At 40.9% G+C, this 13,155-nt stretch carries 13 protein-coding genes; 10 read left to right on the top strand and 3 right to left on the bottom strand.

Annotation, left to right across the window (positions count from 1 at the left end; genetic code table 11):
• Positions 1–24 precede the first annotated feature (24 nt).
• On the bottom strand, positions 25–1,716 hold the full coding sequence (gene asnB, locus H148_RS0109440) for an asparagine synthase B (protein WP_029034582.1): 1,692 nt from the start codon (positions 1,714–1,716) through the stop codon (positions 25–27).
• Positions 1,717–1,912: 196 nt separating this feature from the next.
• Positions 1,913–2,899 carry a GlxA family transcriptional regulator gene (locus H148_RS0109435; RefSeq protein WP_037324979.1) on the bottom strand — a complete coding sequence of 329 codons (987 nt, stop codon included), beginning with the start codon at positions 2,897–2,899 and terminating at the stop codon, positions 1,913–1,915.
• Positions 2,900–3,056: 157 nt separating this feature from the next.
• On the opposite strand from H148_RS0109435, the gene H148_RS0109425 reads away from it, so the two are divergent.
• The 7 genes from H148_RS0109425 to H148_RS0109395 all read left to right on the top strand — a co-directional run bounded on the left by H148_RS0109425 (position 3,057) and on the right by H148_RS0109395 (position 8,730).
• Positions 3,057–3,428 carry a nuclear transport factor 2 family protein gene (locus H148_RS0109425; protein ID WP_037324977.1) on the top strand — a complete coding sequence of 124 codons (372 nt, stop codon included), beginning with the start codon at positions 3,057–3,059 and terminating at the stop codon, positions 3,426–3,428.
• A gap of 6 nt (positions 3,429–3,434) precedes the next feature.
• A complete protein-coding gene (locus H148_RS0109420) occupies positions 3,435–4,370 on the top strand; it encodes a VOC family protein (protein ID WP_037324974.1) in 936 nt (311 codons plus the stop codon).
• Positions 4,371–4,391: 21 nt separating this feature from the next.
• Positions 4,392–4,790 (top strand): DoxX family protein, encoded by a 399-nt coding sequence (locus H148_RS0109415; protein ID WP_029034578.1) that lies wholly within the window; start codon positions 4,392–4,394, stop codon positions 4,788–4,790.
• Positions 4,771–5,631, top strand: coding sequence for an SRPBCC domain-containing protein (locus H148_RS19010; protein WP_211222987.1), 861 nt, complete (start codon positions 4,771–4,773; stop codon positions 5,629–5,631). The genes H148_RS0109415 and H148_RS19010 overlap by 20 nt, the downstream gene beginning before the upstream one ends.
• 44 nt (positions 5,632–5,675) lie before the next feature.
• Positions 5,676–6,314: a DinB family protein gene (locus tag H148_RS0109405; protein WP_029034576.1), complete on the top strand. Its 639-nt coding sequence runs from the start codon at positions 5,676–5,678 to the stop codon at positions 6,312–6,314.
• Between the two features lie 126 nt (positions 6,315–6,440).
• Complete coding sequence (locus H148_RS17610; protein ID WP_037324971.1) at positions 6,441–6,971, top strand: DUF4494 domain-containing protein; 531 nt, start codon at positions 6,441–6,443, stop codon at positions 6,969–6,971.
• Between the two features lie 283 nt (positions 6,972–7,254).
• The gene (locus H148_RS0109395; RefSeq protein ID WP_029034575.1) at positions 7,255–8,730 is read left to right on the top strand and encodes an exonuclease domain-containing protein; all 1,476 of its coding nucleotides are present in this window, start codon (positions 7,255–7,257) and stop codon (positions 8,728–8,730) included.
• A 232-nt stretch (positions 8,731–8,962) separates the two neighbouring features.
• On the opposite strand, the gene H148_RS0109390 is transcribed toward H148_RS0109395, so the two are convergent.
• Positions 8,963–10,438, bottom strand: a complete 1,476-nt coding sequence (locus H148_RS0109390) for a glycosyltransferase family 2 protein (RefSeq protein ID WP_029034574.1) — start codon at positions 10,436–10,438, stop codon at positions 8,963–8,965.
• A 341-nt stretch (positions 10,439–10,779) separates the two neighbouring features.
• On the opposite strand from H148_RS0109390, the gene H148_RS0109380 reads away from it, so the two are divergent.
• The 3 genes from H148_RS0109380 to H148_RS17600 all read left to right on the top strand — a co-directional run bounded on the left by H148_RS0109380 (position 10,780) and on the right by H148_RS17600 (position 13,077).
• Positions 10,780–11,211 (top strand): hypothetical protein, encoded by a 432-nt coding sequence (locus H148_RS0109380; protein WP_029034572.1) that lies wholly within the window; start codon positions 10,780–10,782, stop codon positions 11,209–11,211.
• A gap of 306 nt (positions 11,212–11,517) precedes the next feature.
• Positions 11,518–12,210 (top strand): ion transporter, encoded by a 693-nt coding sequence (locus tag H148_RS18345; RefSeq protein ID WP_051286348.1) that lies wholly within the window; start codon positions 11,518–11,520, stop codon positions 12,208–12,210.
• Positions 12,211–13,077 carry a hypothetical protein gene (locus tag H148_RS17600; protein WP_051286346.1) on the top strand — a complete coding sequence of 289 codons (867 nt, stop codon included), beginning with the start codon at positions 12,211–12,213 and terminating at the stop codon, positions 13,075–13,077.
• Positions 13,078–13,155: the final 78 nt, after the last annotated feature.

Raw genomic sequence — 13,155 nt, 5'->3', positions numbered from 1 at the left:
ATTAATCAGGTTCAAAGCCCTTTTTTAAAGAGCAGCATTTCGCATTTCTTTCTTGTACGCATCGGAATGTACGTTAGCAACAGCTCTTCCTGAAGGATCATTCAAATTTCTGAAAGATTCATCCCATTCCAGGGCAGTAGGCGTACTACAAGCCACAGATGGTACAGAAGGAACAGACAAGGCTGCAGCATCGCTGGGGAAATGTTCAGAAAACACAGAGCGGTAGAAAAATTCCTCCTTGCTCTTAGGCGGTTGTACAGGGAATCTGAAATGTGCATTTTTTAGTTGCTCATCGCTAACCTGCGCATTCACCATTTCTTTAAGAGTATCTATCCAACTATATCCAACCCCGTCAGAAAATTGTTCTTTTTGTCTCCATGCGACACTTGCAGGCAGGTAATCTTCAAAGGCTTTTCGCAGCACCCATTTTTCCATGCGCTCCCCATTGATCATCTTATCCTGCGGATTTATCCTCATGGCCACGTCCATAAATTCCTTGTCCAGGAATGGCACCCTCCCTTCAATTCCCCAGGCACAAAGGGATTTATTTGCCCGCAGGCAGTCATATTGATGAAGTTTATCCAGTTTCCTTACCGTCTCCTCGTGAAATTCTTTGGCATTGGGAGCTTTATGGAAGTACAAATAACCACCAAAGATCTCATCGGCGCCTTCTCCCGAAAGCACCATTTTAATCCCCATTGCCTTAATAGCACGGGCCATTAGATACATAGGAGTGGAGGCACGAATGGTAGTGACATCATAAGTCTCCAGTTGGTACACAACATCCCTTATGGCATCGATACCTTCCTGAATGGTGAATTTTATCTCGTGATGTACCGTATCAAGATGTTCAGCTACTTTTTTTGCAGCGGCCAGGTCCGGGGAACCTTCAAGGCCAATGGCGAAGGAGTGCAGGCGCGGCCACCAGGCAGCATCTGTATCCCCGCTCTCAATTCTTTTATCGGAATATTTTTTAGCCAAAGCTGAAGTAATAGAGGAGTCCAGTCCGCCGGACAATAATACTCCGTAAGGCACATCACTCATCAACTGCCGGTGAACCGCGTCTTCCAGGGCTTTCCGTAGTTCAGCAATACTGGTCTCATTATCCTTTACATTCTCGTAATCCATCCAGTCCCTCTGGTACCAACGTTGAAAACCTTCCTCTTTGCTGGATAGATAATGTCCCGGAGGGAATAATTCAATTTTGTTACAATGACCTTCCAGAGCTTTTAATTCTGAAGCCACATAAAAGGTTCCATTTGCATCCCAGCCTATGTACAATGGGATAATTCCCATATGATCTCGGGCAATAAAATAGTCATCATTTTCCACATCATAAACTGCAAACCCAAAGATCCCGTTCATTTCATCCAGAAACTTCGGGCCTTTCTCCCGGTAAAGCGGAAGTATAACTTCACAATCTGATTCCGTTTGGAAATTATATCTTCCTTCAAACTGTTTTCTTAGCTCCCGATGATTATAAATTTCACCGTTGGCAGCAAGGATCAGGTTTTGATCTTCACTAATTAAGGGTTGCTTACCCGAAGTCGGGTCGACTATCGCCAGGCGTTCGTGAGCTAAAATGGCCTTCTCATTGCTGTAGATCCCGCTCCAGTCGGGCCCGCGGTGACGCAGACATTTAGCCATGTTCAATAATTGGGGTCTTAGGGTTTCAGAAGCTTCCTTTAGGTCGAAAGCACATACAATTCCGCACACATTAAATAATTTTTATTAATATTTGATTAGTCACAAATATCGAAGAAAAATTAAACTAAAATAGTTTTATGAAGAAAAATAAAATGGAAAACTGTTAAAAGGTTGGTGAATAACTGTGGAGATCAGGTTTCAAAAATGTCATTTTCGGTATTACTTCCGAAAAGAATCTCTGGCTACCGAGAACTATAATTATATCCTACGCCCGTCCCGGCACAGTTTTGTATTTGTTGCGGTATTGGACAGGAGAAATCCCGGTGATCTTTTTAAAAGTGTTCCGGAAGGATTTCTCGTCGGAATATCCAATTCCATACATTACTTCATTGACGTTATCCCGTGAATTTTCAAGGCTCCGCTTTGCGGCTTCCACCTTTACCCGTTGTATATAAGTGGTTATAGTATTGTGAGTGGCTTTTTTAAAGCGGCGTTCCAGACTTCTCCTGCTTAAGGCGAACTTTTGGGCAAGCTTTTCTACCTGTATCTTCTCCTCGAAATTTTTTTCAATGTAATCCTGGGCTTTTTGCACCAATATATCATCATGAGCTTTTTGCCCCTGAAACATTATAAAAGGAGACTGGCTTGCTTTATCAATATCTATCATAAAAGTCTTGGCGGTCAAAATCGCAATGTCCCGGCCACAGAATTTTTCCACAAGATATAGCAGCAGGTTGAGGTAAGAGTAGGCACCACCACTAGTATAAATGCCATGATCTTCGGTCATGATCTTATCATCTACCAGGTCTACCTTCGGAAACATTTGTCTGAATCCGTCGGCATGGATCCAATGGGTAGAACATTGCCTGCCGTCCAAAAGTCCGGTGGATGCGAGGAAAAAAGCTGCTACGCAAAAGCTGGCAATTTCGGCACCATTCTTATACTGCTGCTTCAGCCAGGGAACAAATTCTTTGTTGTTGGAATAAGCAACTTCAGGATCATCATGGACCGCAGGAATTATAATTAGATCGGTTTTGGAAACATCAGAAATAATCTTTTCAGGATGAACAGTGAAAAGTCCATTAGTTTGATCTGTTGGTTTTGATATTCCCACCAGTTCCACCTTGAACTTTACAGGTTTTTCTTTATCTATAAGGAAGGAATTTACCTGATTGAGGATCTGGTGAGCTCCTACAATGTTGACCAGGCTGGTGTGGCCTCTGGGAATTAAAATCGACACATGCTTAGGCATAAGCTTCAGGTATTAAGTAAGTTATAAATTTACCTAAAAACTTTTAACTTGTGTTGTCAAAAAAAATGTCGCAATTCCCCCTACAAGTTGACGTAAATCCCCCTTAGTTTCCTTTCCGATTTCAGGTAGCTTTACTAAAACCAAAATTTCAGAAGTAATGAGAGAAAAGGAAGAATTCATCAGAGATTTTAATGAGGCTTTTTCGAAGAATGACCTCGATTTTATCCTAAACAGTATGGCCGATGATATTGTATGGAATTTTACAGGAGAGAAGACTGTGAAGGGAAAAGAGGAAGTCAGGGAATTTTTGATACCTATGAGCAAGGTTGAGACCCTGGAACTGGAGCTGCAGCAAATCATCACTCATGGCCGGACTGCAGCGGCCAACGGAAGAATGAAGATCAAGGAACCTTCGGGAGAGATCAAAAGTTTTGGTTTTGCAGATTTCTACGTCCTTAACGGTATGAAATCACCAAAGGTTAAAAGAATGACTTCCTATGTGGTAGCAATTAAAGAGCAACAAAAATAACAAGCCATGAAAGAGATAAAGCAAAAGATTGTTCCCTGCCTTTGGTTTGATACAGAGGCGGAAGAGGCTGTAAAATTTTACTCCTCCATCTTTAGAAATTCAAAAATTCATTCCCAAACCCGTTATTCTGAAGCGGGACAGGACATTCACCAGAAGGAGCCGGTATCGATCATGACTATGGCTTTTGAGCTGGAAGGATATCAATTGCTGGCCTTAAATGGAGGGCCACATTTTAAGTTCAATCCTTCAATTTCACTTTTTGTAATGTGTAGGGATGAAGAGGAAATAAAGCAGGTGTGGAATGCCCTTTTAGAAGGGGGAGAGGCACTGTTACCCTTAGATACTTATGACTGGAGCTCTAAATATGGTTGGTTGCAGGATCGCTACGGCCTTAGCTGGCAGCTTATGATAGATGACAGCGAATACAAGCCGGAGCAAAGAATTTGTCCCTTACTCTTCTTCACCGGTGACAGTCATGGAAAAGCAGAAGAGTCAATAAAATTCTATACTTCAGTTTTTGAGGATTCCAAAGTTGAGGGAATCATGAAATATGAGAAAGAGGATAATAATGAGTATGCATTGGGAGGGGTGAAGCATGCACAGTTTCAGCTAAGAGGGGAAACCTTTATGGCAATGGACAGCGGGATGGAAAACGATTTTCCTTTCAATGAAGCAATCTCACTTATGATTCAGTGTGAAGATCAGCAGGAGATCGATAAGTACTGGGAGCGATTAACCGAAGAAGGTGATCCACAGGCGCAGCAGTGCGGCTGGTTAAAAGATAAATTAGGAATTTCCTGGCAGGTAGTGCCGGTGGGAATGGAAAAACTGCTGAATGATCCTGATAAGGAAAAAGCAAAACGCGCTATGGAAGCAATGATGAAAATGAAGAAGATAGATTTGGAGGCGCTGGAAAATCCTATTCAAAAAAGCCATTTTTGACACCTTAATAAACCACTTATTATGAAAAAGTTAAAAATTATTTTTTGGAGTTCCACAGGCCTCATATTTCTTTTTCAGGGAGTGATGCCTGCGCTCACCGGCCATACAGAAATGGCCAGGCAGGGAATTTTGCACCTGGGTTATCCTGAATATTTTCTAACTCTGTTGAACATTTTTAAAATCCTGGGGGCCATTACACTAATCCTTCCGCAGTTTCCGAAGCGATTAAAGGAATGGGCTTATGCCGGCTTTACTTTCGACTTTATTTTTGCCTCCCTGAGTATCTTTTTTGTTGACGGCTTTGGTGCGGCTGTATTTTTCCCGCTCATAACCCTGACCGTGTTAATGATTTCTTATTTCAGTTACCATCAATTATTAAAAACCAGGAAAATCAAAACGTATGAAACGCAAGCAGTATAAAACAACGATAAATGCTCCTCGCGAGCGCTTATGGGAAGTACTTTGGGGAGAAAAATCCTATGTGGAATGGACCTCGGCCTTTGCAGAAGGATCAAAAGTGGAGACCGATTGGAAAGAAGGCGGGAAAGTTCTGTTTCTGAATGCTGAAAACGAAGGCATGGTAGCCAGGATTCAGGAGAAAAAGGAACCTGAAAAAATGGTTTTTATACACCTGGGAATGGTGGACAAAAACGGGAAGGAAGATTTTGAAAGTCCAATGGTCAAAGCATGGAGCGGGGCAGAGGAGATATATATTCTGAAGGAGAACGGGGAGAAAACTCAGCTTACCGTTAAACTGGACCTTGATGAAGGCCACGAGGATTACTTTGATAAGGCCTGGCCGAAGGCTTTCGAAAAACTGAAAGATCTGGCGGAGATAGAAAAACAGGAAAACCAGAAGATTTCAGTAAAAACAGAAATTAACGCCCCGGCAGACAAAGTTTGGAAGTACTGGACAGAGCCGAAGCATATTACTCAATGGAATTTTGCGAATTCGGACTGGCACTCACCTGCAGCCAAAAACGATCTTAAAGAAAATGGAAAGTTCTCATATAGAATGGAAGCAAAAGACGGCAGTCACGGCTTTGATTTCGAAGGGGTTTATAATAAAGTTGAACCATATAAGAAGATTTCTTATACCCTGAGTGATGGCCGTAAAACGCACGTATACTTCAGCAAGAAAGGAAATTCCACAATTATTGAGGAAACTTTCGATGCCGACAAGTCTCATTCCGCAGAAATGCAAAGAAACGGCTGGCAGGCAATTTTAGATAATTTCAAAAATTATGTGGAGAGAAATTAAAATTGAATCAGGTTTTTCAGTAAAAAAAATAATCTAATCAAGCTATGAAAAAGATATTATTAATATTTACCACCCTCGTCTTCTTTTTTTTCAGCAAGACTGAAGCTGAAATAAACAGGTGTACAACAGGGAAAGAAATATTAGAAAAAGATGACAGAGAATTGCTGTTGAACTATTTTCAGCAGACAAATGATGACTTACAAAACCAGGTCGGCGGACTTACTGCCAATCAAATGCAGTACAAATCTTCTGAAGAAGCATGGTCTGTAAGTCAGGTACTGGAACATATTATCCTTACAGAAGAAATGATTTTTGGAATGGTAAAGGAACAAATGCAAAAACCTGCCAATCCTGAAAGAAGGCCGGAAATAACACTTTCTGATGATGATCTTAAAATGGCCATTATTGATCGCAGCCACAAAGCTAAGGCACCAGTAGAACTTGAAGGAAAAGGGGCGTACACCAATCCTGAAAGAGCACTTGAGGACCTGGCTTTGCAAAGAAAATTGATGTTGGATTACATTCGAGACATGCCAGTAGAAGAGTTACGGAACCGAATAAACGACTCTCCCTTAGGCCCCATAGATGCTTACCAGTCTTTTGTGTTCATAGCAGGACACACATCCAGGCATACATTGCAGATTGAGGAGCTAATGGCTTCCGAAGATTTCCCTGAAAATTAATCTAGGTCTACATTTGTCTGGTTAACAATTCCAATTCACCCAAACAAAATTTGTGAATATCTCTTTGTGATTTTTCTTAGCGGGGCCTGCTTAAAATGATATTTTTGGCAGCCTAAAAAATATGATATGAGCGTAATTTGGTATGAATGTAAGGTGAAATACAGAAAAACACATGAAACGGGTGAACAAAAGGTGACTACAGATACTTATCTGCTTGATGCGATATCCTATACAGAGGCCGAATCGCGAATTACGGAGGAGATGAAGGCTTACACCAACGAAGATTTCAGGATCATGAATATTAAGGTGGCCAATTTTTCTGAAGTTCATCCTTTTGAGAATTCAGATCGCTGGTTCAAGTCAAAGGTTTCCCTTGTGGCCCTGGATGAGGAGAGTGGCAAGGAAAGAAAAACGAATATTTATTTGCTGGTGCAGGCCAATGACATAAAAGAGGCTTTTGAAAATACCACCACAGCCATGGCAGATAGTATGGGCGATTATACGATCCCTGCTATTACTGAATCTCCAATTTTAGATGTTTTTCCATACTTCACAGGGGAAGAGGAGCAGCTAGAGAAGTTTGGAGTTGTTGAAGCTCCTGAAACTGCGGAAGAAGAGAACAAAGAAGAAATTTCAGAAGAGACTGAAGCTGTTTAAAAGCGAAATTCAATCCTCTCAAAAATGGCAGAAAAAGGAGAAGCTGTCTGAAAAGTCTGATTTCCGTCAACCTGAACTTGTTTCAGGTTCTAAAAGACGAAATTAATAAGGTCTTGAATATATCAAGAATAACTTTATGATAACTTTTCAAACAGCTTCTTTATCTTGTTTAATGAGGCTTGGGTAGAAAAATAATGGATTCGTAATCGGATTTTTTCCATTCTACCGGAAAAATTCCTACTCTTTAAAAATTATTCCTACTTTTACCTTTTTGGAAGCTTTCATGAAAGATCAATTATTTGCAGTCATTGATGTAGAAACCACCGGAGGAGGAATTAATGGAAATCGTCTTACCGAAATCTGTATTGTACTTTTGCGTGGCTCTAAGGTCGTTGAAAAATTCACCAGCCTTATCAATCCCGAAAAGGAGATTCCCCGGCAGATCACCGGGCTCACCGGAATCTATAATTCCATGGTTGCCGATGCCCCGAAGTTTCACGAGGTGGCCAAAAAGGTGGAGGAGCTCACGCGCGATGCCATTTTTGTAGCTCATAACGTAAACTTTGATTACAATGTACTTCGGAATGAATTCAGGGAATTGGGATTTGAATATACTCGCAGAAAACTTTGTACTGTCCGCCTCTCACGGAAACTTATACCCGGGTTATTTTCATACAGTCTGGGGAGATTGTGTGACTCTATCAACATCCCTATTTCGAACCGCCACAGGGCTGAAGGAGATACAGATGCTACCGTTATTCTTTTTCAACGCCTGTTGTCCCTGGATGACGATTACAAGGTGATCAATTCTTTCCTGCACGTTCGTTCCAGACAGGCGACTTTACCGCCTCATATTGATGCCGATCAAATTCACAGCCTCCCGGAAAGTCCGGGGATTTACCTTTTTAAGGACCGGCGGCATAAGGTGATCTACGCGGGGAAAGCCATTGACATTAAAAAGCGGGTGGTTTCCCATTTTTATGATCGCATGAGCAAGGAATATGAGCTGGGACAGGAAACTTATCATATAGACCATGAAACTACCGGTAGTGAGCTTGTTGCCCTGCTGCTGGAATCGGAATGCATCAGGAAGTATTATCCCCGGTTTAATCGAGCCCAGAAACGTCCGGGACCGGTTTATCAAATCGTTAGTTACACAAATCAGCGGGGAATAAGCCAGCTGGCACTGGAAAGAACCAATAAACTAAGAGAGTCAATAGGAACCTTTTATAGCCGTGCCCTGGCGCAGGAAAAACTGGAGTTCCTTTGCAGGGAATTCGGGCTTTGTCCTAAATACTGTAGTTTACAGAGGAACGTAGAAGAGTGTTCCCATTATAATATCGAAAGCTGTGAGGGGATTTGTTCCGGAAAAGAACAGGTGAAAGCCTACAATAAGAAAGTGGCATTAGCTATAGCTTCTCTCACAGAGGAATCTTCAACTTTTGTAATAAGAGAAAAAGGAAGACATTTGGATGAAGAAGCTTTTGTCCTGGTGAGGGACGGAAAATATCAGGGTTATGGATTTATAGATACTCAGGCACAGGTGAGCGGACCGGAAGATTACGAGCCTTTTTTAAGGCGCCAACCGGCTACTTACCACACCAATAAGATCCTAAGTAATTACCTGCGGAAGCAGGGGAAACCAAAGATGATCTTTTTTGAAAATCAGGAAGATCCTACTATGGTTAGAGCCACAGCAAGAGCAGGAAAGAATGCTGCATTAATGGCTGCTCACGGCACTTTGTCTTTGTTCGGGTAATAAAACGATCTTAAAAAATAGTGTTTTTGACACTTCTGTTGGGGAAGGTTTTTCCGAAGATTTATAACTGAAGAGGTTGTCTAAAAAGAACGTATTTCGTTCAAGCTGAACCTGTTTCAACTTCAATTTGATGTTGATTTTTATTAGGATCCTTAAAAAAACTCAGGATGACTTCTTCTTACTTTTAAGACAGCCTCTTCAGAATATGAGGAGCTAAACTTCGATTAAATAATTATGCAGCTTGTTTCTTTACCGGCAGTTCCCGGGTCAACCAACCTCTTCTGTTGGCTGTGGCCATAGCATAAGGAGTGATCCAGAACAAACTGAAAGTATAGAAAATACTGTAGGAGTAGGCCCAGAATGCTTCAGCCATATTGTATTTTTTAGCATAAAAGAAGGCCGGCAGACTTGAAAATATAAGGATACTTAATAGGGTAGAGCTAATAAATAATACCGGGTGTAAAACCAATAGCACGATCATAATAAGGAAAAGTGGATAAGCTGTTAGCATATGCATCCATTGGTTCAGCAGTAAAAGACGGGTGCCCGTTCTTGATCCGGTTCTAAAAGGCTTAAAAGCAAATTTTGTCATCATGAGGTTTTCACGAACATTACTTCTTTCCCATCGCGTAAACATTTTATGTAAACTGCTGAATTTTTCAGGAATATTGGTAAGTACATAGGCATTTCGCTGGAACAAAACATGATAACCTTGCTTAAGGATCATATTGGTCATTGCCCTGTCTTCCCCAATATCTGTAGGCTGTCCCATAAACGTCTGAGAAATCCATTCCGGCAGGCAATTCATTACCGCCTTACGACGATAGGCTGCCAATGCCCCCGGAGTACACAAAACAGATCCCAGTACACTCTGCGCAGATCTTATGAACTCAAAACTGAACACAAAACTTACGTTCAGCATTCGGGGAATAATCGCTTTTTCGTTGTTTAACACACGTACATTTCCTGCCACTGCACCACATTCTTCATTGGTTACGAAAGGGGAGACGAGGTTACGCAGAGTATCTTTCTCCACAATTGAATCGCTGTCTACTGTTATAAACACCTCACCTGTTGCAAGGTTAAATCCGCGGTAAAGCGCATGTCTTTTTCCCTGGTTGACTGGTTGTTGATAAATGGAAACACGGTCTCCCAAAAGGTCTTTGGCCTTTTGCATCCAGTCCCAGGTATTATCCTTACTTCCGTCGTCAATGGCGATTAATTGCAGCTTTTCTTCCGGGTACAGGCTGTTTGTTAAGCTTATCAATGTGTCATAAACCTGTTTGCCTTCATTATAAGCAGGTACAATAACAGTGCAGGTGGGTAATTTCTCATCTGTAACAGAACTTACCGGCTTATAACGAAAGAACAACCTGGTAATGAATGCTAAAAAGCTCAACCTGAACAGCAATAAGAAGCCGGAGACAAAGAGCAGGATCATTCCACTCAATGTGTTCATCCTGCTTAAATTCATCTCCTCAAATTGAGGCTGCAACAGGTAAAAGGAGAATGCTCCCCCCAGGAGAAGTAAAAAAGTACTTGTTAATGTCAAAAGGTGTCTTTTAGTAAAGCTTGCTTTCCGGTAATTATCCAAAACCTGCGCTTTTTCTGTTTCAGCTGCTGAATTATCTTTTGGTCGATTAGTATGGTCAATTTTAAATTTTTTAGCCAAAGCTGAGGATGGCAATTTAAGTGCTCGTATTATCATTTAATTTTTAATTTTTTTCTGTTATTAATTTCTAAGCAGGGTGATTCTCTTTCCGAAAATTCTCTGTAGGGGCAGTACCAATTTGCATACCTAAAGGAAGCCCTTTGGAAATCAGGTTGTTTGGATTTCGTGATGTAGAATAAATCGTGGTGCAGCAGAAAAAGATGGGGATTTAATCCACAAAATGGTTGGAAGAAGGGAAGAATACAAGTAAAATAATGAGATTCTTTAGAAGAAAATAAATCCAATTTGGTGAATTAGGTGGTTAGCTGAAAAATCCTTAATTTAATTGGAGATACGGCAACAACTCGAAATAATCTAAAAATTTAAAATTTATTAAAATGAAGAACTTAAATTCCAGCCATTTAGTAGCCATTCTGTGTTTGATCATTTCTCCGATCTTCGTGTCCTGTGAAGAACAGGAACGGGAGGTAAATCTTTTAGATAATGAAGAGCAAAGGGAGGAAGTTTATCAACAAATATTGGCCGATGAAGAACTTTTCAATGAATTTTTGGACGAGATGCGTGATAACCGGCAAATGATGCGGAACATCTACACTAGGGAACAGGTAGAAGCAACCATGATGGCAGATCCTGAAGTTATTGATTCCGTTTTAGTAGGGCTCTATGCTGTTATTGACCAGGACAGTATGTTGCTCCGCGATCCTGCAAGAAGGGAACAAATGATGCAGAATATTATGAACATGGTGGAACGTGACACTGCAATGTATGGGGAGATGCGGGAGAGAATGGAGGAAAGGCGGATGAACTAAATCTCAGCTATTTCCTGAAAAGAGACTAGCTCTCTATAAAATTTGCTGGAGCAGAGGAGTCAAAAATGATGTTTTTGAAAGATATTTATGAAGCTTGAAATCTTATTTGTCTGACTTTGACTTATAACTCCTTAATATACATTAATTTAAAAGTCGTAATCACTTAGGTCTTTTGGTCTGATATACATATTTCAAGAGCTCCATTTCTGAAGAAATAAAATGTTCATTTACAACTTATTTAACATCTTCAACAGCAGAAAAGCTTAACTTTTCTGAAGATGGACAGTAAAAGAAAAAAAATACAGATTGTTCTACAAACTTGAAGAACAATTGGAGGTTCCGATGTTCGTTTTGGCCATGGTGTGGCTCTATTTTTTTATTCTGGAGCTGGTAAAAGGTTTGTCGGCCACACAGGAAATCATTATCTACTGCATCTGGGTCGCTTTTATCCTGGAATTCGCGCTAAAGGTCTACCTGGCCCCAAGGAAAAAAGAATATCTCAAAAATAACATCATAACATTAATTGCTTTAATCATCCCTGCTTTTAGGGTGCTACGCATATTTTATGCGGTTCGTATTTTAAGTTCAGTGCGGCTTATTAATTCCACCAATATCATTAGGGCTCTTACTTCGGGTAAAAGATTCTTCTCGGCCTTACAGGAAGCTCAGGGCCCACAGCCGACTCCGGAAATGAATGTGGGATTCTTAATAGCATCCGGTAAAGAAGGAAGATCAGATCAACTCGAAATATTAGCTATAGAGATAGGTAAGCTTACAAAAGAAGAACTTATCAGGTCAACTTCTATTCCGTGGTTCTTTGATATTGCAGATAAAATAAAACTTGAAAATGACAATCCAAGGAGTGCATCAGACTTTCTGGATCGGGCAAGTTTAAAAATGGCAGAAGGACCTTACGATATGGTTTGTGTAATAACCGATGTGCCCCTAACTTCCAGTAAGAACAAAATACAGGCAGGATTAAGTTCTGAGGTTACATGAATGATGGTGATTTCCACCAGACAATTTATTACCACAACGCGAAGAAAAGATTCCAGGGAATTACATCATCCCGAAGTAAAGTTAAATATTGCGACCCTTTTCCTTCATCTTTGCGGACATATTCTAGGACTTCCACATCGTGTGTCCGGGGACAGTAGGGTCATGCGAACATTCCAATACGTGGAGAAGATTTCGGAAATTCCGATCTTCAATGCTTCTGAAAGGCAGTACCTGAAAAAATATTCCGGTAAGATGCCCGATCGGGAACTGAGAAATGGAAATGTTTTAGAAACCTTTATTTTTCATCTTCTTATGACTTTAAGGCATCCGGGAAAGTTCTTCAAACCTTTGATCAGGAATTGGGCTATTTTACTTCCATTTTCCCTGCCAAACCTCGCAACAGCTGCAGTTGCACCAGCATTGATCCTGGTTTTTACAGCAGAGATTTGGGATGTGGGACTGGGACTTACCAATGGAACTGCGGCTTTCTTTGCAGTGATAAGTATAATGTTTGCAAGTTTTTATTTGGTACGTGTGCAGAACCTGTTCCTGCCAATGAAGGAAAAACGTTCCCTGACTGAGCATCTTGCGGTAGCCAATACAGTCATCTACACCAGTATCTTCCTGGCATGTATAGGGTTATTCATCATGGTAGGCGGACTCATGATGATCATTGAGGTTTATGTATTTCCTACAGATTTGATCACCACCTGGCCCACTCTTAACAAACCGGACGTAACTCTGATTGATAAGATCCGACTCGCGGTTTTCATTAGTACCGTGGGAGTGACAACAGGGGCACTTGCCGGTGGATTGGAAAACCGAACGTTGATACAGGAGCTTGCATTATTTAAGTACAGGACCTGAGATTTAAATTTGTAATCTGGCGCAAAGCCTTTTATCAGGAATAATTTTTTTGCTGTTCGCCGGTTCTTTGCTTCACTA

Source organism: Salinimicrobium terrae DSM 17865 (assembly GCF_000424665.1).
In the GTDB taxonomy this organism is placed as follows: Bacteria; Bacteroidota; Bacteroidia; order Flavobacteriales; family Flavobacteriaceae; genus Salinimicrobium; species Salinimicrobium terrae.
The sequence above is the reverse complement of the archived record's forward strand: the minus strand, read 5'-3'. Positions and strand labels throughout refer to the sequence as shown.

Excerpts from the sequence above, each read along its gene's own strand:
- H148_RS0109435 (WP_037324979.1), bottom strand. The coding sequence starts at position 2,899 with ATGCCTAAGCATGTGTCGATTTTAATTCCCAGAGGCCACACCAGCCTG.
- H148_RS0109425 (WP_037324977.1), top strand. The coding sequence starts at position 3,057 with ATGAGAGAAAAGGAAGAATTCATCAGAGATTTTAATGAGGCTTTTTCG.
- H148_RS0109420 (WP_037324974.1), top strand. The coding sequence starts at position 3,435 with ATGAAAGAGATAAAGCAAAAGATTGTTCCCTGCCTTTGGTTTGATACA.
- H148_RS0109415 (WP_029034578.1), top strand. The coding sequence starts at position 4,392 with ATGAAAAAGTTAAAAATTATTTTTTGGAGTTCCACAGGCCTCATATTT.
- H148_RS19010 (WP_211222987.1), top strand. The coding sequence starts at position 4,771 with ATGAAACGCAAGCAGTATAAAACAACGATAAATGCTCCTCGCGAGCGC.
- H148_RS0109405 (WP_029034576.1), top strand. The coding sequence starts at position 5,676 with ATGAAAAAGATATTATTAATATTTACCACCCTCGTCTTCTTTTTTTTC.
- H148_RS17610 (WP_037324971.1), top strand. The coding sequence starts at position 6,441 with ATGAGCGTAATTTGGTATGAATGTAAGGTGAAATACAGAAAAACACAT.
- H148_RS0109395 (WP_029034575.1), top strand. The coding sequence starts at position 7,255 with ATGAAAGATCAATTATTTGCAGTCATTGATGTAGAAACCACCGGAGGA.
- H148_RS0109390 (WP_029034574.1), bottom strand. The coding sequence starts at position 10,438 with ATGATAATACGAGCACTTAAATTGCCATCCTCAGCTTTGGCTAAAAAA.
- H148_RS0109380 (WP_029034572.1), top strand. The coding sequence starts at position 10,780 with ATGAAGAACTTAAATTCCAGCCATTTAGTAGCCATTCTGTGTTTGATC.
- H148_RS17600 (WP_051286346.1), top strand. The coding sequence starts at position 12,211 with ATGATGGTGATTTCCACCAGACAATTTATTACCACAACGCGAAGAAAA.